Origin of the sequence: Blautia acetigignens (assembly GCF_025566865.1) — a bacterium.
GTDB lineage: Bacteria > Bacillota > Clostridia > Lachnospirales > Lachnospiraceae > Blautia_A > Blautia_A acetigignens.
In genome coordinates this window covers 1-21,524 of the sequence record NZ_JAOQJM010000007.1, presented here as the reverse complement: position 1 = coordinate 21,524, position 21,524 = coordinate 1, and the positions used below count along the sequence as shown (strand labels likewise).

Genomic DNA, 21,524 nt, shown 5'->3' with positions numbered 1-21,524 from the left:
TACTTTTACAAACCTGGCGTTTTAACCTTTTTCAAACACGCTCTAGCAGTTTCTTATAACTGCAGTCCATCCCAATCGCTCCCAGGGGTGCTGTGATTAAGATTCCAAGCACAGCCACAGAAAGTATGATCTGTCCGCAGGACAGTCCCATAGCCATGGGAACAGAGCCGATAGCAGCCTGGACAGTGGCCTTGGGAAGATAGGCGATGGAGCAGAAAAGCCGTTCTTTCCAGTTAAGATCAGTTCCGGCGACACAAAGGGAAACGCCGATGGTACGGATCAGAAGTGCAGCGAAAATCATGGCAAGTGCAGCCGGACCAGCCTTTAAGGTGTAACGGATATCCACAGAAGCTCCAACCAATACGAAAAGCAGAACCTCCGCAGCCAGCCACAGTTTCCCAAATTTCTGGGAAAGACGGGCAGAAACAGATGCTGTGCATTTCAGCTTCAGTACGCAGGCCATGCTTACCACGGCCAGAAGCCCGGAAACGGAAACAACTGGTTTCAGCCAGGTCTCAATGGACATCAGCAGGAAAGAAACACCCAGAACTACAATTACTTTCATGCTGTTGCGCACCATATGGCTATGTGCATATGCCGTTTCAAAAAACAGAGAAAGCAGATACCCGGCAGCACTTCCAAGTACAATTCCCAGAACAATGGATACCGGAATGTTGATAAAATCCTGTACATGTGCACTGCCGCCCTGTGCCATAGTAGAAAATGTGGAAAAAAGCACGATTACATAAATATCATCGCAGGAAGCGCCAGCCAGGATCATCTGCGGAATGCTTTTGGCAGTTCCGTATTTCTCATCCATAAGCTGTACCATTCGCGGCACAACCACTGCAGGCGATACAGCACCCATCACAGCCCCCGTTACGGCCGCTTCCAGCCTTGTGATCCCCAGAAAATAAGGTGCCAGCAAAATATAAGCAAGAATCTCAAAAGTGGCAGGAATGCATGCCATCATAACAGCCGGGCGTCCGACCTTTTTCAGGTCTGCAAGATTCAGGGAAAGCCCTGCCTTCAGCAGAATAATGATCAGCGCAATCTGGCGAAGTTCCGACGAGATAGAAAGAATGGAAGAATCCAGCACATTCAGCACATACGGTCCAAGCAGGATACCTGTGATCAGCATCCCGATAATACGGGGAAGCTTCAGCCTCTGGCAGATTGCCGCCAGCGAAAGACCAATAAGAAAAATAAAGGCCAGTGAAGTTAACATTGTTATCATTTCCTCCTTTATACGCAGAAAAGCTGATGCCCCCTGCGATCATAGTTATCACAGAAGTCATCAGCTTAATAAGCGGTTCGGGATGATCCCGGGGAGACATTCATTCCCCTTTTTATTGCTGAAAGTATAATAGCACATTGGAAAACATATGGCAAGAGGTAAAAAAGTACACTTTTTCCAGGGACACATTTGGACGTTTTTAAAGAGCAAAAAGTAGGTTAGTTGCACCTAGTTTCCACACTAAAAATGACATAATCCGCGAAAAAAGAGGGAACCACTTTCGTGATTCCCCCTTGCAAAAAGCCTTATTTTATGCGCTTTTCTTATTCTCCGAAGTATCTCTTAAGCAGACCTGCGAATGCTTTTCCGTGTCTTGCTTCGTCTCTTGCCATTTCATGAACAGTATCATGAATTGCATCAAGGTTAGCTGCTTTCGCACGTTTAGCAAGATCAGTCTTACCAGCTGTAGCGCCGTTCTCAGCTGCTACACGCATTTCAAGGTTCTTCTTGGTGCTGTCTGTAACAACTTCGCCTAATAATTCAGCAAATTTAGCTGCATGCTCTGCTTCTTCAAAAGCTGCTTTCTCATAGTAAAGGCCAACTTCCGGATAGCCTTCTCTGTGAGCTACACGAGCCATAGCAAGATACATACCAACCTCAGAGCACTCGCCCTCGAAGTTTGCTCTTAAGTCTGCAAGAATGTCCTCGCTGACACCCTTCGCAACACCTACAACATGCTCAGCTGCCCATGCCATCTCTTCGCTCTGCTTAGTAAATTTCTCAGCTGGAGCCTTGCAGATTGGACAGACCTCAGGAGCGTTCTCACCTTCATAAACATAACCGCATACATTACATACCCATTTAGCCATAATTAAATTCTCCTTTTCTTTATATAAATTTTATTTAGTTTTTAATAATAGTAATCATTACTGTTTTAAGATAACATATTGCTTCTTGTTTGTCAAGAGTTATTGAAAAATTTTTTTCAATGAGTGTCTTCTTTGCTGAGACAATCATTGCAGATTCCGAAAAATCTTGCTTTATAATCAGAAATCTGACCGTCTTTAAAATCAGCGGCAATATCTTCAAGACTCCTGTCAATATGTTCGCTGAAAACATCCATCACTCTGCCGCAGCGGGTGCACATGAAGTGACAGTGGGGCGTGGTGCGGGCGTCAAATCGGTCTGCTCCGCCAAAGCTGGAAAGCTTCTGTATTTCACCCAGATCAGCGAGAAGAGAGAGGTTCCGATATACGGTTCCAAGGCTGATATTTGGATAGATCTGCTTCATATTCTCATATACAAAATCAGCTGTAGGATGGTCGGTTCTGCCTGCAAGAAATTCCTTGATCGATTCTCTCTGGCGGCTGTATTTCAATGTGGCCATCTGTTTTCTCCTTTCTCTTAACAATAGTAATTATTACTGATACTAATATATACTATATTTTCTGATTTGTCAAGAGCAAAATGAGAAGAGTGTGTATTTATTCAGCGGAAAATGGGTTTACAAAATCTATAAAATGTGATACGCTTCTACATATAAAATACAAGGGTGTTAAAGCGTGTTTGAAAAATGTGCCAGCCCTTGTTATAATTCAAACCCATAGAGAAAGAGAGTACATTTGTGTACCGCATTACAGAGAATCCCCCAGGATATGTATAGTATAATTTCCGCAGGCTGAGAGGGGTGTGTATGGAGCAGATGGAAGATGGCTTTGGAGGGGCGTAGCTGAAGAGATGTAGGCTGCGACAGGAACGCCTGTTATAGCGGAAGGGTATGGAAGTACCCGGTAAGGTTCCCGTAGATATGTAAGCTCCGGCGGTTGTTATGAAGATATTTGTGAAAATCCGCTGGTTTTTATAAATATCTGTACCGTGAGGCGGGAATGAACAGAAGTGGTAACACGGGAATAGCTCGTCTTCTCAGAATGTGAGAGGGCGATTTTTTTATGTAATAGGATATGTAACAGGAATTACTCCGAAATATTTCTATTATATAAAAAACACTCCGCAAGGTTGCGTGAAAAGAAGGAGAAAATACAATGAGTAAACCAAAATATTACATTACTACAGCCATTGCCTATACATCCGGCAAGCCGCACATCGGCAATACCTACGAAGCTGTTCTGGCAGATGCTATTGCACGTTACAAGAGACAGCAGGGCTATGACGTATTCTTCCAGACAGGAACTGACGAGCATGGTCAGAAAATTGAGCTTAAGGCAGAAGAAGCCGGAGTTACACCTAAGGAATTCGTTGATAACGTATCTGGTCAGATCAGAAATATTTGGGATATGATGAATACATCTTATGATAAATTCATTCGTACAACAGATGAAAATCATGAGAAACAGGTTCAGAAGATTTTCAAAAAAATGTATGCAAAGGGAGATATCTACAAGGGAGAGTACGAAGGAATGTACTGTACTCCATGTGAGTCTTTCTTCACTGAATCCCAGCTTGTAGACGGCAAATGTCCGGACTGTGGACGTCCATGCGTGCCTGCAAAGGAAGAGGCTTACTTCTTCAAAATGAGCAAATACGCAGACCGCCTCATCGAGCACATTAAAACCCATCCGGAATTTATTCAGCCGGAATCCCGTAAGAATGAGATGATGAACAACTTCCTTCTTCCGGGACTTCAGGATCTGTGTGTATCCAGAACCTCTTTCAAATGGGGAATTCCGGTAGACTTCGATCCGAAGCATGTTGTATATGTATGGCTTGATGCCCTGACCAACTATATCACCGGAATCGGCTATGACTGCGATGGCGACAACAAAGATCTGTTTAACAAGATGTGGCCGGCAGACCTTCATCTTATTGGAAAAGATATCATCCGTTTCCATACTATTTACTGGCCGATTTTCCTGATGTCTCTGGATCTGCCTCTTCCGAAGCAGGTATTTGGCCATCCGTGGCTGCTTCAGGGCGATGGCAAAATGAGTAAATCCAAAGGAAATGTTATCTACGCAGATGAGCTGGTAGACTTCTTTGGTGTTGACGCTGTCCGTTATTTCGTACTTCACGAAATGCCATTTGACAACGACGGTGTGATCACCTGGGAGCTGATGGTAGAGCGTATGAATTCCGAGCTTGCAAATACACTTGGAAACCTTGTAAACCGTACCATTTCCATGTCCAATAAATACTTTGGCGGCGTAGTAGAGAACAAAGGCGTAACCGAGCCTGTAGATGATGATCTGAAGAACTTCATCCTTTCCGTACCAGCCAAGGTAGATGCCAAGATGGAGAAGCTTCGTGTGGCAGATGCCATTACAGAAGTATTTACAATTTTCAAACGCTGCAACAAATATATCGACGAGACAATGCCATGGGCACTTGCAAAGGATGAGTCCAAGCAGGATCGTCTTGCAACGGTTCTTTACAATCTGGTTGAGGGCATCTGCATGGGAACTACACTTCTTGAGTCCTTCATGCCTGAGACAACCAAGAGAATCCTTAGTCAGCTGAATGCTTCCGAGAGAACTCTTGAGGACCTGAAGACATTTGGGCTCTATCCATCTGGAAACAAAGTAACAGACAAGCCGGAGATTCTTTTTGCACGTATGGACATTAAGGAAGTGATGGAGAAAGTAAATGAGCTTCATCCTCCGAAAGAAGAGCCGAAGGAAGAGAAACCAGAAGAGAAGGTTGTGGATATTGAGGCAAAGCCGGAGATCACATTTGATGATTTTGCAAAGCTTCAGTTCCAGGTTGGTGAGGTTATCGCCTGCGAGGCAGTGAAGAAATCCAAGAAGCTTCTTTGTTCCCAGGTTAAGATCGGAAGCCAGGTACGCCAGATCGTATCCGGAATCAAAGCTTACTATACACCGGAAGAAATGGTTGGAAAGAAGGTTATGGTAGTAACCAACTTAAAGCCTGCTAAGCTTGCTGGAATCTTAAGCGAGGGCATGATCCTCTGCGCAGAAGATGCAGATGGAAATGTATGCGTAGTCAGCCCGGAGAAGAACATGCCTGCAGGATCTGAAATCTGCTAATTGTTTTTAACATCATATAATAGGATATAGAATTGTAGTGCCAGGGGCAGGAAGGTGATTTTTGCTCCTGGTATTATGCTATCTGGATACAAGGAATAAATATGGAAAATAAACTGAGTCATTTTGACGAAAACGGTAATGCTGTTATGGTAGATGTATCGGATAAACCAGTCACCCATAGAACTGCTGTTGCCACTGGTTCTATCCAGGTTGGCGCAGAAATTATGGAGCGTCTGACAGAGGGTACCGTAGCCAAAGGTGATGTTCTGGGGGTTGCCAGAGTTGCAGGAATTATGTCTGTGAAGCACACCTCCGACCTGGTGCCAATGTGTCACCCCCTTCCCGTCACCAAATGCACCGTGGATTTTGAACTGGAAAAAGAAAAAGGAATCATCCGCACCTTCTGCACTGTGAAAACAGACGGCAAAACCGGCGTGGAAATGGAAGCGCTTACTGGTGTACAGGTGACCTTACTTACCATTTACGATATGTGTAAGGCAATTGATAAGCACATGGTGATGACGGACATCCATCTGGTGGAGAAGACCGGCGGCAAGAGCGGGGATTTTGTATTTGAAAGGAGGATGAACACATGAAGCGAGTTGCAATTATCACATCCAGCGACATGGGATATCAGGGAAAACGAGAAGATTTAAGCGGCCCGGCGATTAAGGAGATCGTAGAACGAGAAGGTTATCAGGTAGTGTCTATGGACATTCTGCCAGATGACCGCTCCATGCTTTCCAAAAGAATGGCGGAAATTGCAGATGGGAACCAGGCCGAACTGATTCTGACTACAGGCGGCACAGGTTTTTCCCCAAGAGATGTGATGCCGGAAGCCACCGAAGATATAACGGAACGAAAAGTGCCGGGAATCCCGGAGGCCATCCGCGCTTACAGCATGACAATTACAAACCGTGCCATGTTAAGCCGTGCCACAGCGGGAATTCGCAAACAGACCCTGATCATTAATCTTCCTGGAAGCCCCAAAGCAGTAAAGGAAAGCCTGGAATATATTATCGGGGCATTAGACCACGGCATTGAGATTATGACCGGAGAGGCTGGAAACTGCGCAACTATGAGGCTGCAGAATTGAGGTAAACTATGATTTTTGATACACATGCACATTATGATGACGAGGCATTTGACGAAGACAGGGATCAGCTCCTCTCCTCTATGAAGGATGGGGGAGTGGGCTGTATTGTAAATGTGTGCGCTTCCGCAGGGGGATTTGACGGAACCCTGAAGCTGATGGAAGCCTATCCTTTTGTTTACGGAGCTGTGGGCGTTCACCCGGACGATGCGGAAATTATGACCCAGGACACCCTGGACGAGATCCGCAGACTTTCCCATATGGAGAAAATGGTTGCCATCGGGGAAATCGGCCTGGACTATTACTGGCACAAAGAAGAATCCGAACATCAGCGCCAGCAGGAAATGTTTCGTGCCCAGATGGACATTGCAAGAGAAGAAAAACTTCCCTTCATGATCCACAGCCGCGACGCAGCCGAGGACACCCTGAACATTGTCCGTGACTACATGAAAAAAGATATGTCCGGCGGAATCATCCACTGCTTTTCCTACAGTAAGGAAATCGCAGCCGAATACCTGAAAATGGGCCTGTACCTTGGCATCGGCGGAGTTCTCACCTTCAAAAATGCCAAAAAACTAAAAGAAGTAGCCGCCATGGCCCCACTTTCCCAAATTGTTCTGGAAACCGACTGTCCCTACATGTCCCCCGAACCCCACCGCGGCAAACGCAACTCCTCCCTCAACCTCCCCTACGTAGCCGCCGCCCTCGCCGAGATTAAAGGAATCACCCCGGAGGAAGTCATTGCAGTAACGGAGGAGAATGCGAAGAAATTGCTATTTAAATAATATCAAATAAAAAGAGCTGGAAAACAGGCAATCTATTTGCCGTATTTTCCAGCCCTTTTGCAATCTCACATCTTATTTGGTGCCGAAAATTCTATCTCCCGCGTCACCAAGTCCCGGACAAATATAAGCTCTCTCATTCAGCTCTCTGTCCAGATGACCAACATAAATCTGCACATCCGGATGAACCTCATGAAGTCTCTTCAATCCCTCAGGAGCCGCAATCACAAACATACACTTAATGCTCTTGCCGCCATGTTCCTTAATGAAATTCACAGCTGCAATAGCAGAACCGCCAGTAGCCAGCATCGGGTCAACCATAACGATCAGACGCTGATCGATAGGATCCGGAAGCTTGCAGTAATACTCATGAGGCTCATGAGTAACAGGATCACGGTAAAGGCCAATATGACCGATCTTGGCAGAAGGAACCAAAGTAGTAATACCGTTCACCATACCAAGACCTGCACGAAGAACAGGAACAACAGCCAGCTTCTTACCGGAAATCATGGGAGTCTTGCAAGTCTCAATAGGAGTCTCAACCTCTACATCCTCAAGCGGAAGATCACGAAGTGCCTCAAAACCCATAAGAACTGCAATCTCTTCAATAAGCTTACGGAATTCATTTGTTCCCGTCTCTTTGTTGCGGAGAATAGAAATCTTATGCTGGATCAGCGGATGATCCATAATAAAAACATTGTCCATATCTGAAAAATTTGACATGATTAAAAACCTCCGTCGTGTGCTAAACTTTGTCATTGCCCTATGCAATAACAAACTCCCCTATGGGAATACTGGTAAAATGATACCGCACTTTAAGCAGAAAGTCAATAATTGTAAAAACTTGTCGCATCCCTTATACTAGTATAAGTTGTATTGGCGTTTCTTATACCAATACTAGAGCGTGTTTGAAAAAGGCTTTCTGCAAGATGTGCGTCACAATTTGTGGGAGATTTTGTCCGGATGAGGGCGCCGTAGCGGGCTACGGCAACCGAATTCGGGCAAAATATACCGCAAAGTGGGGCGTGCAGATTGCGGGAATGATTTTTCAAACACGCTCTAGGGAAAAGGAGGAGCTTTATTATGAAGTTCAGAGTAGAAGGCATTTATGATGCCAAGAAGCTGGGAATTCCGCAGATGCTGATTCTGGGACTCCAGCACATGTTTGCCATGTTCGGCGCTACCATTCTGGTACCGATCCTGGTAAACAACTATTTTCACGGCGAAGGCTTATCCATCCAGGTAACCCTGTTCTGCGCCGGATTCGGAACACTTCTGTTCCACGTACTTACCAAGCTGAAGGTTCCGGCATTCCTTGGTTCATCCTTTGCATTCCTTGGCGGATTTGCTACAGTTGCAGAGCTTGATACCGGAATTTTCGCAAACATGTCCTATGGAGAGAAGCTTCCATACGCATGCGGCGGTGTATTTGTAGCAGGTCTTCTGTACCTGGTACTTGCCCTGATCGTAAAAGCTATCGGCGTAAAACGTGTTATGCGTTATCTGCCGCCAGTTGTAACCGGCCCGATCATCATCTGCATCGGACTTAGCCTTGCACCATCCGCGATCAGCAATGCTTCCCAGAACTGGGTACTTGCCCTGATCGCCCTTGGAACTGTTATTTTCTTCAATATCTGGGGAACCGGCATGTTCCGTATCATTCCGATTCTGATGGGTATTGTGGTATCCTATGCAGCTGCCCTGATCATGAATGCACTGGGCATGACAAATGCAGACGGAAGCGCCATCCTGAACTTTGCAGGCGTTGCAAGCGCACCGATCGTAGGTGTTCCGAAATTCTTCCTCTGCAAATTTAATATCACTGCAATCCTTGCAATGGCACCTATCGCGATTGCATCTATGATGGAGCACATCGGTGATATTTCTGCTATATCCGCAACTGTTGACCGCAATTTCATCGAGGATCCGGGACTTCACCGCACACTTCTTGGTGACGGACTTGCAACCTCCCTGTCAGCCCTGATCGGCGGACCTGCCAACACCACTTACGGTGAGAACACAAGCGTTCTTGCACTGAGCCGTGTATACGATCCGAAGGTAATCCGTCTGGCAGCTATTTATGCAGTCATCCTCAGTTTCATTCCTAAGATGGCAGAGGTGATCAGCTCCCTTCCGTCCGCAATCATCGGCGGTATCAGCTTTATCCTTTATGGAATGATCTCTGCAGTCGGTGTACGTAATGTAGTTGAGAATAAGGTTGACCTGACACGTTCCCGTAACCTGGTTATCACAGCCGTTATCCTGGTATGCGGACTGGGTGTTTCTGATGGTCTTACCTTTACAATTGCAGGCGCTCACATCACTCTGACAGGCCTTGCACTGGCAGCAATCGTTGGAATCGTTCTGAACGCAGTTCTTCCGGGAAATGATTATGTATTCGAGAGCGGAAAGAAAAAAGAAGAATATGAAGACGACTGATTAAAGAAACATAAGCAGTAATTATAACAATTTTATAAAGCCTCCGCAAAAGTCTGGATGATGATCGGACTTTTGCGGAGGATTTTTGTATGGTGCTGGCCGGGAAGCCTGTTCTCTGCCAGCACAGCGTATGTATTTTTAGAAGCTTCCTCCTGTGCCGCCGTGGCTGCTGTCGGAACCGCCTGTGTCGGAGGTGTCATCCTTAGGCTTGGCCGTGCGGGTAACGGTGTTGTAAAGGAAAATATCGTTTGACCGTGTAACATCCATGCTGCCGCTGCGCACATAGTCTACAGCGCTTTCCTGGCTGCGCACGGACTTCAGCTGAGCCCTCATTCCCATGGTACAAAGCAGTGCCAGAACAAAGCCAATGGCAATGGAGATGGGAATCCACATAAGAGAAAATGGTTCTTTGGGAAGGGTAGAAGCATCATATGGCTCTTCCGTGGCTGCCTGTTCCAGGAACATCTCACACTGGTCGGCAAATTCGTTAAAGGCTCCGGCAAAGTCCTCGTCCTTTAATTCCGGCTGAACCTTTTCTTTCAGATAATCCAGGCCATCCTGATTGAAAACAGTCATGCCATAGCCGTGAGTGGTAATGTGCCATTCCCGGTCGCCAATGCTGACCATAAAGAGGATGCCGTCGTAATCATCACCTAGTCCATAATAATTGTCATCATAGAAGGTGTCGGTAAATTTGTTCATGGCCACGCCGTCTGTGGACTGTACCGTAGCTACTGCAACGTCAAAATCGTATTCCTCACTTAAGGAATCCAGTCTGTCAAGAAGCTGGGACTCTTCCTCATCGGTAAGAAGGTCGGCCGCGTCATAAACCCTGGGAAGAAATTCGTAATTATCATCGGTCTCTGCCTGAACAGTCAGGGCAGCAGGAAAAAGGCTTCCCACGCTGAGGGCGGCAGCCAGCATAACTGCAAAAGATTGTTTTTTCATGGCGCATCCCTCCTTATAATGTATGAACCAGCCATGCGATCACATAGGCGGCTACAGAAAAACCAGCAGTCAGACCAAGGAGCCATTTGGTAAAAATACTTTTGTCTACAGGTAGGTTTCCAACGAATTTGCCAGTCTGGCCGTTCATTCCGAACAGATAATGATTTCCTTTCCAGGTGGTGGAAAGCAGCCACACAGGAAACAAGGCGTAGTGGGTTTTGCCCCCGTGAAGCTGGATATGGGAATCTTCCGGTGTGACGGTGTCATATCCGTTTACTGTAGAGCGAAAAGCGTCTTCCGCAGCTCTTCGCACACGCTGGTTGGCACGCTCTACAGATTCTTCTGCGGAGACATCGTACTTGTCAGCAACGTAGCCTGCCAGGTAAGGTGTCTGGAAATCTACAGCTTCTGAAATTACATAAGGTTCCAGAGATTCTGTAAGGTCATTGTCAATCTTGGAAGAGCCGTCTACAGGAATCTGGTCGAAACCGATATTTCCGGCGCGGAAAACAGAGTAGTGGCTGGTTTCCGTATAGTCATACTCATCATCGCTCCAGAAACGGGTGCGGGTGGCATGATAGCGGATATCTGCAGTGGCGTCTGTGTCAAAAAGCCAGAATGGCACGTAGACGCCTTTGATCTCGTCAATATGGTTCTCTTTTTTGAAAACCTTGGGAAGAAGGATCTTGCCGTGAAGGTGCTTGTTCAGGCCTTCTTTGGCAGCCTTTTTGTCCAGCTTAAAGGGAATGATAAAGTCTGGACGCAGGTCACCGGAGAATTTACCGGATATTACTACCGGGTTGCCGCAAAACGGGCAGCTGGAAGCGCCTGTGCTTTCGTCCGCAACGATCTCACCGCCGCAGGACTGGCATACGTAGACGGACATTTTGTCAGTTTCGTTTTCCTTCCAGTCTGTGCCGGAAGCATTTTCCCAGGTCATGTCATCGGCCTGCTGGCTGGCGGCAGCTTCATTAAATTCCTTAACGGTTTCCATGTCGAATTCGGTGTCGCAGTAAGGGCATTTCATCTTCTGAAGCTTGCTGTTGAACTCAATGGCTCCGCCGCAGCAAGGGCATTTATATTCAAGGATATCGGACAATATTTCATCTCCTCTCGGATAAAAATAGGATCAGTCCCGTAAAAGAGTCTGGGGAGTATCCCATCTTTTTACGGGACATATATGGTCAGTTACTGAATGTCGTTCTCATTAAACGGGTCGCCGCAGTTCGGGCAGAATTTCGGCGGATTGGTGGGATCTGCCGGTTCCCATCCGCACTTGTCACAGCGGTAGCGCGGCTTCATAGCAGGCTTTGGAGAACCGCAGTTGGTGCAGAATTTGCCTGTATTGACAGCACCGCAGGAACAGGTCCAGCTTGTATTTGCTACAGGAGCCTGAGGCTTCTTAGCGCCGCACTCCGGGCAGAAGTTGCCGGAAACAACAGCACCGCAGGAGCACTTCCACTGATCACCGGAAGGCTGGGCAGATGGAGTACTCTGAGGAGCCGCCTGCTGTGCCTGGGCTGCCTGCTGCTGTCCCATGTTATAGAGATCCTGGGTATTGAAGCCGCCTGCCATATTTGCCATATTCATTCCCATAAATCCGGTCATAGCGCCTGCAGAATTGCCTGCTGCTGTTTTCATAGCGTCTGCCTGGGCGCCTGCAAGTGTGGCAGCAGCCATAGCAGGATTGCGCAGCATTGCCATACGCTGTGCGTCTTTGATCATCTTGGCATCTTCTTCAGGAAGCGTGATCGGGTTCATGGCAACAGAGACGATCACAAGTCCGCGAAGCTGGCTCCATTTCTGGGTAAGGGCCTGGTTCATGGCATCACAAAGCTCCATTGCATGGGCAGGAAGGGCGCTTGGACGGATTCCCTGCTGGGAGATGCTTGCAAATGCTGGCTGAAGAGCGGAGATAAACTCTGTTTTCAGCTGGCTCTCGATCTGCTCTCTGTCATACTGCTGCTCGAAGTTTCCGCAAACATTGGAATAGAAGAGAAGCGGGTCTGCAATGCGATAAGAATAAACGCCGCTGCAGCGCACGGATACATCAATATCCAAACCGATATTTTGATCTACCACGCGGAATGGAATCGGATTCGGTGTGCCGAATTTATTGTCCACCAGTTCTTTGGTATTGAAATAATAAACGCGCTGGTCTTTGCCTGTGTCACCGCCGTAGGCAAAACGTTTGCCGATGGTGTGGAAGGTATTCATAATGGCATCGCCCAGATTGCCGGAAAAAATGCTGGGCTCTGTGGATGCATCGTAGGTATATTCGCCAGGCTCTGCGCAGATATCCACGATCTTGCCCTGTTCTACGATCATCATGCACTGTCCGTCTGCAACTGCGATTCCGGAGCCGCTGGTGATGATGTTGTCGTTTCCTCTGGTGTTGGAGGAGCGTTTGGAGGTGCGTTTCTGGCCTTTCACTGCCAGAACGTCATTGTCGATGGCATCGCAGTAGAAAAACTCTTTCCACTGATCTGCAAGTGTACCGCCTGCTGCTCCAAGAGCTGCTTTAATAAGTCCCATAATAGTAACCCCTTTCTTTTTTGATATGGTCTGGCTATATTCTTACTTAGAGTTTATATGATTTTGTCAGAAAACATAAGCGACATGTGAAAAATGACAGGTTTTCGTGATAATAAGACGGAAAAAGAAAAAAATCGTTACTGTTCACTCCGTGCCCAGCAACGCGCTTCGCGATGCACAGAAATCATGCTTTGCATGATTTCGCGCCGCAAGTCTCGGGTTTTCTGTGAACTTTGTTCACAAAAAACACCTCGCGGAACATTACTCGTGAACAGTAGAAAAAAATCTACAGCCTATAAGCATAGTACTGTAGATTTTTTGCATTTGAAATACTAATATTAGGTATTTTTTATTCTTCGGAAGAATCTTCTGAGCTGTCGCCAGAACTGCTCAGGTTCTGATAATATTGGGAGGAAGTGATGGAATCGGTATCCTCCACATAGTTGCCGGAAGCGTCATACATGTTGCCGTCAGAATCAAAGGTGACATCCAGAAGGGTAGTCTTGGTGGATGGGGTCACGTTCATGGACATGATCTCGTCATATTTGGTCTGAAGGTTCTCAAGGGTAAATTCATCTCCGATGGATTCCCGGACACTGTGAGCAGATGCCAGGGCGTCTGTGTATTCGGAAAGCTTGTATGGTCGGTATTCCTTATTGTCATAGCTGTAATGCATAACCAGCGGTGTCAGGGCAGCATCCTGGATTTCAATGGTGGTCTGGTCGCCTTCTACAGTTTTCTGGATGGTAAAGGTAGCCATGCCTCCAAGGAGCTGCTTCAAAGTTTCCTGTCCGGTAACAAAGTTGCCCAGGGAGTAGTAGATCAGCATGTTGTGTCCGGCGTCATCGGTAAGATATCCGTATGGCTGAAGCACGTTAGGGTTGGTGCCGATTACCACATCTACGCCCTGCTCCATCAGGAAGTTCGCCCATTCTTTTTCATATTCGGTAGGCATTGGTTCTTCTGTCTTGCCCCAGTTTGCAGAGAAAATCACGCAGTCTGCAGATGCACGGGCTGTCTGGATGGCAGCTGCCACGGCTGTGGTGTTAAAGGTATCTATCATAGAACCGGAAGAAGCGGTGCTGGAATCTGCGGATGCAGTGTCGGTACCTTCTGTGTCTTCTTCAGAGTCCTGACTGGAATCGGACTGACTGCTGTAGGATGGGAACGTGTAGTCCAGGAAAGCAATCTTGATTCCGTTTATCTCCACAATCTTTGGCGCGGAACTGGTCTGACTGTCGTGGATTCCTACAAGGGTGACATCCGGCTGCAGGGTATTCCAGTAATTCAGGGTTTCATCTAACATGGAAGTTCCATTGTCATCGATCAGTGCAGTCGCAGAGGTAACCACATTAAAGCCTGCATTTACAAGTGCGTCGCCAATCTCGGTTGGGGTTGCATATGGGGCAGTGCCGCTGACGGCATCATGGTTTGCGGTAAATGGTGTTTCCTGATTGACAATGGCAATATCTGCCGCCTGTATGTCTGAGCGGAGATTGTCATAAACGCTGTCATAGTTCCAGGCACCGCTTTCGGACTGGCCGGAGGAAAGAAGGCTTGGCTGAACCAGGTTGTCGCCTACTGCAAGTACTGTGGCAGTGGTGGTTTCCGCTGCAGCGACTGTGTTTTCCTTTTCCTTTTGTTTCTGGGCTTCTGCCGCTTTTTTCGCCTGGGCTGCGGGCTGACGGATCATGGCGTAGTCCATCTGATTAAAAATCAGGCACAGGACAACCAGAACCGCTGCTGACACCAGGAAGCTGGTCCTGGAATTCAGCCGTTCTTTATAATTTAATGGAAGATCGTCTCTTTTTTTCATAATTTCTGTCCTTTGAATGATTAATTGTAAAGTTTGAGTTTATTATAACAAACTATTATGCTTAAAGAAAGAAGGTATTCCATAAAATTTTAAAAAATTGTTACAGGACTTTGCGTTTGACAATTCGTGTACCAGCAAGATTATTTCAAACACGCTCTAAAGTGCCTGGTTGATATATTTTTTTAGAACCGGGAATTGTACCGGGCCAATGGCGAGAATCTGCTGGTGAAATGCTTTCAGGTCAAAATCTTCGCCAAGAAGCGTTTGCTGCTCTTCTTTCAGATCCAGGAAATTCAGGTATCCCACGTAGTATTTCAGGTAATTAGCGGGCGTTTCCACAATGTATCGGTAAATTTCCGAAATCGCGGAGGCATCCCGGATGCCGAAAGCATTCAGGAAGCGGGCTGCCTGCGAGGGAGTCCAGCCACGGTAGTGGATTCCAATGTCCAGAAGGGAATAGATGCACAGGTTTACGCTTCGGTTCAGCCATGCGGCGCGAGTAAGGGCAGCAGAGGGGATTGCTTCGGATGCAGCTTGCCTCTGGGATTCCTGCGTCGTATTTTCCCGGGAAAGATACTGGGCGGCGTAATCGTAGGCGTAACTTTCCACATAGGTTGCCCAGCCCTCCACGTATCCGCCGGAGTCAATAAGATAGCGGATGTGCGCCGGATTCTGGCGGGCAAAATATACAGTCTGGTAAAGATGCCCCGGAAAGCCTTCGTGGGCCAGCGTGGTGAAAAGCTCCAGATTGCTGATAGAACGGCCGTTGTTGATATAAATGACGTTCGGGGAGCCTGTGTCCATAGGCGGTGTCAAATAAAAAGCCGGGCTGAGAAATTCCTCCATAGATTTATGTACCGTGCGGATTTCAAAGCCGACAGCCGGTGTTTCCGGGAAATCCTGTCGGATTTTTTCCTGAAGGAGATTTACGATGGTCTCGGGTTCCATAGCAGGCAGGTCTGTATTCTGGCTTTGTTGGGAAAACAGATCCGGATATTTTTTTAATAGAAGGGAAATTTCCCTGGAGTCTGCGGAAAGCTGCTGGGTAAGACGCTGCTCCAGCTGTTTTACAGGGAGATAGATGCCTACTTTGCTTTGCAGGAGATATTGGTAGTATTCTTTTCCACCGGAAAAATTGGCCAGGCCTCCAGAGTTCTTTCCGGTTCCGCGCAGCTGCTCCAGGCATTCTATCAGCTTCTGATAGGCGGGAAGGACTTTTTCTTTGAGAATCTGGCGGTGTGCCTGGTTCAGCTGTTTCTGGTCTTTTTCGGAAAGCTTTCCGTAGTCTTTTAGTTTCTGGGAAAAAATTTCAAGCATGTAATTGGAGTCTGGATCTTGGATGAAGGAGCGGCATTGCGTCTGGATTCGGTCAAGGGTTTCGTCACTCATGAAAAATCCAGCATCGGATTTTGCCCGCTCGAAGGCGAGAATGCTCTGGAAATAATCCCCTGTGGTGGTGAGCAGATTCAGGTAGTCGGTGATATCCTGATTATTATAGAAGTTATATTCTGCCAGGAGGACGGGAAGCTGGGCCTGAATGCCAAGGCTGGGGCCAAGGGGCTCCTCCAGAAGATAATGTTCCCCAAGAAAGGCCTGGGTGTGGTAGTAGAGCAGGAGCATGTCAAGGGTCAGGCGGTTTGCAGGGGAAAGTTTGGCTGTGGAAAAGGTTTTCAGCTTTTCTTCGTATTGTCTGGACTGGGCAATGGATCTGGTGTTGTCGGTGGAGAGGGTGCCAAGGGAGGCGAGGGGACGGGAGATGCCCTGTTTTTCGGGATCGGCCAGGGAATAATGGAGATTCAGGGCATTTCCCGAGACCTCTTTTTCGAAGATGGACTCAGTAAAATTTTCGAAGCGGGCGTTCTCGGATATGACATGGCGAGAGAGCCATGGAAAGACGATGCAGGCGGAAAATATAAAGGAAAGGGCCGCAATCACGAGGGCTTTTTGCCGGGAATGCGCCAGTTTTTTGAGGGTGGAGAACATGGGGAATCCTCCCTGCCAGAGGGATTTTTACTATATTATTGAGATTTTCGGTAAAGTATGCGCTTTATTTGGGCCGCTGGGGGTTCAGGTGTGAGGATTTTGTGTCCGTGGTAGTGGGATTTACCAAATTAAAAAAGTGAAGGGTGGAAATGATTGGAGGATTTCACGAAAAGGGGAGAGGCAATGCGGCGGGCGTGAAAATTGACGGGGGAAATTTTGTGTGATATTATACACATCTGTTACGTAGACTTAATAAAAATGTAACAATTATCGCAGGAATGCAGGAGGTCGCTGTAGTGCGTTGCGGGAACCGGCGATAATGCGGTATATGGAAAATGAGCCCAGTCATTGCGGCGGTTACTAAATTTATGATGTACCAGAATATGGTTTATTAGTTTAGAGAGGTGAAGGAATGTTAAAAAATAAAATGAAGAAAATTCTGTGTGGCGTGACCGTATGTGTAACGGTATGTTCCCAGGTGATTTTTCCACAGGCGGTATTTGCCGCAACAAAGAAAGCGGTGGAAAAGGCAGGAGAGGAATTTGTGGCAGCAATGGAAGCGGATGCTGACGAGAGTGCAGAGCTGACTGCTGAAAGTGTGGATTCCGAGAATGCGGAGCAAACTGTTGAGAGCGGTACTGCTGTAAGTGCTGATACAGGTGCAGAGGTAAGCTCGGAAAATGTGGATACAGATGTTTCTGCTGAGGAGAGTGTGGATAACTCAGAAACTGAGGAAGAGGCACAGAGTGGACCAACAGAGGAAGAACTGAGAGCGCAGATTGTGGATTTCGCTCTGCAGTTCGAGGGAAATCCTTATGTTTATGGCGGGACAAGCCTGACAAACGGTGCGGATTGCTCCGGATTTGTAATGTCTGTGTTTGCACAGTTTGGATATTCTTTACCAAGAGTGGCAGCAGACCAGTATTATCAGTCCGTTCAGAAGTCAGTAGCGGATCTGGAGCCGGGAGACCTGGTATTCTATGGAAGCGGAATCAGCCATGTAGCGCTGTACATCGGCGACGGACAGATTATCCACGCCAGCACATCCGCGTCCGGAATAAAGATTTCCAATTATGATTATGAAACTCCCGTTGGTGTGGGAACTTATATTGAATCAGACGGATTTTATGGGGAATAAAAAAATAGGGGCATTGCTTTTGGGCAGAGCCTGTTTAAATAAATACGCTTATAGGACTGGGATGAATTTCCTGGTCCTTTTTTTATCATACTATTACAGGGGAAAAATGTGTGTGGAAGTGGGATTTGTCTGTATTTTGCCGGATATTGTAAATACGATATTTTTAAGGGTTGAGTGTCGAAATATGTTGAAATTAGCAGATTGCACAAATTCTTTTTTGAAATGTGGATAGGTGAATTTGTGTGGGAAAAGTTTTCCACTTTTTGAAATCTGGAAAAACGTTGAAAAATCAAGTTATACACAAAGTTATCCACATTATCCACATGGAAAAGCATGTGGATGAGTTGATTTACATAATGAGGAGAGAAACAAATGTTTTGGTTATTGTTATGAAAATTGATTTTTCGACAAAAATCGGGAAAAAGGTATTGACTTTTTTGAAATCAAAATATTATTGAATATTCACGGGAAATATCACAATTCGGCATATAAAACATAAATTATCTGATAAAAAGAATGCTGTGAGAGAGGCAGTATTCGAATGAGTCCGACTGCCTCTTCACAGTTTATAGTGGTGAGACAACTAAATGAAAAGCCTAATCCCCCAGCTATGCTGGGGAGAATGGAGTAGGTGGAAGCGGTGAGGATAACAAAATAAAGCCTCCTGTGATATGATGAGAATGGTGTCGCAAGCCAAACTCAAAATCAAAGGAGGCGGTCCAAATGGACAATAAAAGTCTATCACATACTCGCTGGAAATGCCAGCTTCATTTCCTGCTCCGCGTCCTCTGCATCCATATAAAACAGCTTCCCGGCGTATTTTTTGATCAGAGGTGAAAATAAGGAAATCAACACATCTTATCTATCAGATCATAATACTTACAAGACAAATAATCCAGAATACATTGTTGTGCACAATACGGATAATTTTTCAGAAGGGGCAGATGCCAGGGGAAATAAACTGTCCTATGGCTATGACAGTGCAAACCGTCTTTCTTCTGTCTCCCATGATGTGACCCAGAACGGAACCAAAAGTACGGTTAAAAATACATATACGTATACAAAGGACAGGCTTACCGGGATCAGCCACAATGGGTTCAGTTATGGTTTTGCGTATGATGCATTCGGAAACCTTACAGGAGAATCTGCAGCAGGAAAACAGATCATCGGGTATGAATACGAAGCCGCCAACGGAAACCTGCTGAAGACCACTTATGCAAACGGTGATTCTGTCCGTTTTACCTATGATGGACAGGACCGTGTGCTCCTGAGCTATTACAAGCCGGCTTCCGGCAGCGAGCAGAAGCTGAATGAATATGTGTATGACCGGAGTGGAAACCTTGCAAAAGTGACCAATCATATGACCGGAAAGAGCTATGAGTTTGATTATGATTTCCTGGACCGCCTGATGCGTGCAAGGGATAACGCGGACAATTACTATGAATATACGTATGATGTCAATAATAATATGACCCGTATGTATCATGGGGCAGGAGTTTATGGAATTGCCACAACCTACAGCTACGATAAGGACGGAAGGGAGACCACCGCGTCTGCATCCAAGAATTATTACCGGACAACAGAGTACGATCCGCTGGGGCGTATTGCAAACCAGCTGTGGCATACCCCTGCAGCCATCAGCGGTGCGATCTACGAATACAGCAGCAGCGGTACCAGGGAAAACGGCCTGCCGTCTTCCCTGCAGGTCGGAGGCAGCAATTACGGTTATGCCTATGACCAGAACGGGAACATCACCGAGTATCAGGTAAGCGATACCAATGCATCCGGTGGAACGACCAAAACCGTGGCTTACCAGTATGACGAACTGAACCGTCTGATCCGTGAGAACAACCAGATCCTGAACAAGACAGTCACCTATGCTTACGATATTGGAGGAAACCTGGTCAGTGAAAAGGAATATGCCTATGCATCAGGAACCCTTCCAGCTTCCGCCTCTGTGACAAAAACAGGAACCTTTGATTCTGTATGGAAGGATAAACTGGTCAAATGGAACGGCGTTGCGATGACTTATGACGCATCCGGAAACATGCTCACAAAGGGAAATACCAAGTATACCTGGACATTGGGAAATGCCCTTGCATCAGTATCAAATGGAAAGAATATCCAGTATTCCTATGACCATGCCGGACACCGGATCAAGAAAGTTGTGGACGGTGCTGTCACCCAGATGTGCTATGCTGGTGACCTGCTTGTCTCAGAGAGGACAGGAAGTGAGAAAACGCTCTGGTACCGTTATGATTCCTCAGGAAACGTGATCGCGCTGACCTATGAGAGTGAGATCTATATGTACCTTAGAAATGCCCAGAATGACATCATCGGTCTTCTTGACAAGGACGGAAAGGTCGTTGTAAGATATACCTATGACAGCTGGGGACAGGTAGTTAAGATTGAAGGAACCTTAAAAGACAAGGTGGGAGCAAGAAACCCGTTCCGTTATAAGGGATATTATTATGACGTGGAGACCGGCCTATATTACTGCCGCAGCCGTTATTACGATCCTGCGATCCGCAGGTTCATCAGCGCGGATGACACACAGGTTTTAAGGGACAATCTCGATATGCTGGGTGAGAAGAACCTGTATACATACTGTGATGATAATCCGATCACGAGAGTTGATGGCGATGGACAATGCTGGGATATTGTAGTTGGAGCTGTAATTGGAGCTGCTATGAATGTTTTGGCGGGAGGCATAGCTGCTGCTGTAACAGGGCAGGAATATACTGTTACAGATATGATTGTTGCTGGCTTTGCTGGTGCTGTGGCTGGCGGTTTAGGAAGCATAGAGAAACCAGCTGTTTTGAAAATAATAGGTGCCATTGGTGGGGGCGTTATTAGTGCTGTTTATGCAGGTGTTTACAGTTATAAGAGAGGAGACTCAGTGTTAGCTACTGTGGGTAATGCTAGTACAGCTTTCCTGACTACAGTATTTATAAGTAATTTAACTGGATTCGCAGATTCATCTGAGTTTTGTGAAAAGTCTATAGCTATTGCATGGGGAGCAACTTATGGGGTTGGAGCAAGCTCGATTGCAGCCAGCGTGTCCCTTGGAGTTTCTAATTCTGTATCCCAAAATTATTGGGAAAAAAAGATAGGGCAAGGACGGTATTTTGATGGAAGAACTGGTACTTCTGTTAATTATAATATTTGGAAAACTTCCGCTGGAGTTTTGAAAAAAAGACCTAAAAAAACTTATAGACCTTCTAATGCATATTCTGTATAGAAGTAATTCAGATTGGAGGCATGAATGAAAATTTTATCAAAAAAACCATTTATTGCAGATGGAATTGTACTAATTCCTCTGATAATAGCGACATTTGCATATCCTCCAATCAGTTTGAAAAATCCTTGGATAATATTTTGTCTTATTTTTTTATTTGGTTTAATGTTTTTTTCTATTTTACCTCATTTAAGAATGGTAGAACTAAATCAAGAAGGGGGAAGCGTATCTTGGTTTGGAGTAAAAAGGAATTTTAAATGGAAAGAGCTCGAAGTGATTACTTATGGAGACATTGGGGTAGTAAGGGGGGAAAG

19 protein-coding genes and 1 riboswitch are annotated in these 21,524 nt (G+C 46.3%); of the genes, 9 read left to right on the top strand and 10 right to left on the bottom strand.

The genetic code is table 11. From position 1 onward, the window contains the following. Positions 1-31: 31 nt before the first annotated feature. The 3 genes from OCV70_RS10055 to OCV70_RS10045 all read right to left on the bottom strand — a co-directional run bounded on the left by OCV70_RS10055 (position 32) and on the right by OCV70_RS10045 (position 2,624). On the bottom strand, positions 32-1,228 hold the full coding sequence (locus OCV70_RS10055; protein WP_195588173.1) for a cation:proton antiporter: 1,197 nt from the start codon (positions 1,226-1,228) through the stop codon (positions 32-34). A 53-nt stretch (positions 1,229-1,281) separates the two neighbouring features. Beyond that, positions 1,282-1,354: riboswitch (Fluoride riboswitch) on the bottom strand. A gap of 206 nt (positions 1,355-1,560) precedes the next feature. Further along, positions 1,561-2,106 (bottom strand): NADH peroxidase, encoded by a 546-nt coding sequence (locus OCV70_RS10050; protein WP_021924709.1) that lies wholly within the window; start codon positions 2,104-2,106, stop codon positions 1,561-1,563. A gap of 116 nt (positions 2,107-2,222) precedes the next feature. Next, positions 2,223-2,624 carry a Fur family transcriptional regulator gene (locus OCV70_RS10045; protein WP_195588174.1) on the bottom strand — a complete coding sequence of 134 codons (402 nt, stop codon included), beginning with the start codon at positions 2,622-2,624 and terminating at the stop codon, positions 2,223-2,225. Between the two features lie 655 nt (positions 2,625-3,279). Between OCV70_RS10045 and metG the strand changes: the two genes are divergently transcribed. From metG to OCV70_RS10025, 4 genes are all read left to right on the top strand, one after another. Further along, positions 3,280-5,238, top strand: a complete 1,959-nt coding sequence (gene metG, locus OCV70_RS10040) for a methionine--tRNA ligase (protein ID WP_195588175.1) — start codon at positions 3,280-3,282, stop codon at positions 5,236-5,238. Positions 5,239-5,339: 101 nt separating this feature from the next. After that, the gene (gene moaC / locus OCV70_RS10035) at positions 5,340-5,834 is read left to right on the top strand and encodes a cyclic pyranopterin monophosphate synthase MoaC (RefSeq protein ID WP_021924547.1); all 495 of its coding nucleotides are present in this window, start codon (positions 5,340-5,342) and stop codon (positions 5,832-5,834) included. Further along, positions 5,831-6,334: a MogA/MoaB family molybdenum cofactor biosynthesis protein gene (locus tag OCV70_RS10030; RefSeq protein WP_117852991.1), complete on the top strand. Its 504-nt coding sequence runs from the start codon at positions 5,831-5,833 to the stop codon at positions 6,332-6,334. Before moaC ends, OCV70_RS10030 begins: the two co-directional genes overlap by 4 nt. 8 nt (positions 6,335-6,342) lie before the next feature. Next, entirely contained in the window at positions 6,343-7,116 is a 774-nt protein-coding gene (locus OCV70_RS10025; RefSeq protein WP_021924549.1) for a TatD family hydrolase, read from the top strand. A gap of 72 nt (positions 7,117-7,188) precedes the next feature. Here the strand turns inward: OCV70_RS10025 and upp are convergent, their stop codons facing one another. Both upp and OCV70_RS19755 read right to left on the bottom strand, forming a co-directional pair. Further along, positions 7,189-7,818 carry a uracil phosphoribosyltransferase gene (upp, locus tag OCV70_RS10020; RefSeq protein ID WP_117853043.1) on the bottom strand — a complete coding sequence of 210 codons (630 nt, stop codon included), beginning with the start codon at positions 7,816-7,818 and terminating at the stop codon, positions 7,189-7,191. Positions 7,819-7,940: 122 nt separating this feature from the next. Further along, positions 7,941-8,123, bottom strand: coding sequence for a DUF6783 domain-containing protein (locus OCV70_RS19755; protein ID WP_317259466.1), 183 nt, complete (start codon positions 8,121-8,123; stop codon positions 7,941-7,943). Between OCV70_RS19755 and OCV70_RS19750 the strand changes: the two genes are divergently transcribed. Then, positions 8,043-8,225 (top strand): DUF6783 domain-containing protein, encoded by a 183-nt coding sequence (locus OCV70_RS19750; protein WP_317259461.1) that lies wholly within the window; start codon positions 8,043-8,045, stop codon positions 8,223-8,225. The two genes, OCV70_RS19755 and OCV70_RS19750, sit on opposite strands and share 81 nt — an antisense overlap. Continuing rightward, positions 8,197-9,552 carry a uracil-xanthine permease family protein gene (locus OCV70_RS10015; protein WP_021924551.1) on the top strand — a complete coding sequence of 452 codons (1,356 nt, stop codon included), beginning with the start codon at positions 8,197-8,199 and terminating at the stop codon, positions 9,550-9,552. Before OCV70_RS19750 ends, OCV70_RS10015 begins: the two co-directional genes overlap by 29 nt. Positions 9,553-9,690: 138 nt before the next feature. On the opposite strand, the gene OCV70_RS10010 is transcribed toward OCV70_RS10015, so the two are convergent. The 5 genes from OCV70_RS10010 to OCV70_RS09990 all read right to left on the bottom strand — a co-directional run bounded on the left by OCV70_RS10010 (position 9,691) and on the right by OCV70_RS09990 (position 16,834). Beyond that, positions 9,691-10,500, bottom strand: coding sequence for a TPM domain-containing protein (locus tag OCV70_RS10010; protein ID WP_021924552.1), 810 nt, complete (start codon positions 10,498-10,500; stop codon positions 9,691-9,693). 13 nt (positions 10,501-10,513) lie between these two features. Further along, positions 10,514-11,599 carry a TFIIB-type zinc ribbon-containing protein gene (locus tag OCV70_RS10005; RefSeq protein ID WP_021924553.1) on the bottom strand — a complete coding sequence of 362 codons (1,086 nt, stop codon included), beginning with the start codon at positions 11,597-11,599 and terminating at the stop codon, positions 10,514-10,516. A gap of 89 nt (positions 11,600-11,688) precedes the next feature. Next, complete coding sequence (locus OCV70_RS10000; protein WP_195588181.1) at positions 11,689-13,035, bottom strand: SPFH domain-containing protein; 1,347 nt, start codon at positions 13,033-13,035, stop codon at positions 11,689-11,691. A 349-nt stretch (positions 13,036-13,384) separates the two neighbouring features. Further along, positions 13,385-14,851, bottom strand: coding sequence for a CapA family protein (locus tag OCV70_RS09995; protein ID WP_021924555.1), 1,467 nt, complete (start codon positions 14,849-14,851; stop codon positions 13,385-13,387). Between the two features lie 156 nt (positions 14,852-15,007). Then, entirely contained in the window at positions 15,008-16,834 is a 1,827-nt protein-coding gene (locus OCV70_RS09990; RefSeq protein WP_195588182.1) for a DUF885 domain-containing protein, read from the bottom strand. Between the two features lie 412 nt (positions 16,835-17,246). Between OCV70_RS09990 and OCV70_RS09985 the strand changes: the two genes are divergently transcribed. The 3 genes from OCV70_RS09985 to OCV70_RS09975 all read left to right on the top strand — a co-directional run. Beyond that, positions 17,247-17,972 (top strand): C40 family peptidase, encoded by a 726-nt coding sequence (locus OCV70_RS09985; RefSeq protein ID WP_243280832.1) that lies wholly within the window; start codon positions 17,247-17,249, stop codon positions 17,970-17,972. An 823-nt stretch (positions 17,973-18,795) separates the two neighbouring features. Then, positions 18,796-21,213 (top strand): RHS repeat domain-containing protein, encoded by a 2,418-nt coding sequence (locus OCV70_RS09980; RefSeq protein WP_195588183.1) that lies wholly within the window; start codon positions 18,796-18,798, stop codon positions 21,211-21,213. A gap of 24 nt (positions 21,214-21,237) precedes the next feature. Next, positions 21,238-21,524 (top strand): hypothetical protein (locus OCV70_RS09975; protein WP_262579671.1); only part of this gene is annotated, 287 nt, incomplete at its 3' end.

Excerpts from the sequence above, each read along its gene's own strand:
- OCV70_RS10055 (WP_195588173.1), bottom strand. The coding sequence starts at position 1,228 with ATGTTAACTTCACTGGCCTTTATTTTTCTTATTGGTCTTTCGCTGGCG.
- OCV70_RS10050 (WP_021924709.1), bottom strand. The coding sequence starts at position 2,106 with ATGGCTAAATGGGTATGTAATGTATGCGGTTATGTTTATGAAGGTGAG.
- OCV70_RS10045 (WP_195588174.1), bottom strand. The coding sequence starts at position 2,624 with ATGGCCACATTGAAATACAGCCGCCAGAGAGAATCGATCAAGGAATTT.
- metG (WP_195588175.1), top strand. The coding sequence starts at position 3,280 with ATGAGTAAACCAAAATATTACATTACTACAGCCATTGCCTATACATCC.
- moaC (WP_021924547.1), top strand. The coding sequence starts at position 5,340 with ATGGAAAATAAACTGAGTCATTTTGACGAAAACGGTAATGCTGTTATG.
- OCV70_RS10030 (WP_117852991.1), top strand. The coding sequence starts at position 5,831 with ATGAAGCGAGTTGCAATTATCACATCCAGCGACATGGGATATCAGGGA.
- OCV70_RS10025 (WP_021924549.1), top strand. The coding sequence starts at position 6,343 with ATGATTTTTGATACACATGCACATTATGATGACGAGGCATTTGACGAA.
- upp (WP_117853043.1), bottom strand. The coding sequence starts at position 7,818 with ATGGACAATGTTTTTATTATGGATCATCCGCTGATCCAGCATAAGATT.
- OCV70_RS19750 (WP_317259461.1), top strand. The coding sequence starts at position 8,043 with ATGTGCGTCACAATTTGTGGGAGATTTTGTCCGGATGAGGGCGCCGTA.
- OCV70_RS10015 (WP_021924551.1), top strand. The coding sequence starts at position 8,197 with ATGAAGTTCAGAGTAGAAGGCATTTATGATGCCAAGAAGCTGGGAATT.
- OCV70_RS10010 (WP_021924552.1), bottom strand. The coding sequence starts at position 10,500 with ATGAAAAAACAATCTTTTGCAGTTATGCTGGCTGCCGCCCTCAGCGTG.
- OCV70_RS10000 (WP_195588181.1), bottom strand. The coding sequence starts at position 13,035 with ATGGGACTTATTAAAGCAGCTCTTGGAGCAGCAGGCGGTACACTTGCA.
- OCV70_RS09995 (WP_021924555.1), bottom strand. The coding sequence starts at position 14,851 with ATGAAAAAAAGAGACGATCTTCCATTAAATTATAAAGAACGGCTGAAT.
- OCV70_RS09990 (WP_195588182.1), bottom strand. The coding sequence starts at position 16,834 with ATGTTCTCCACCCTCAAAAAACTGGCGCATTCCCGGCAAAAAGCCCTC.
- OCV70_RS09985 (WP_243280832.1), top strand. The coding sequence starts at position 17,247 with ATGTTAAAAAATAAAATGAAGAAAATTCTGTGTGGCGTGACCGTATGT.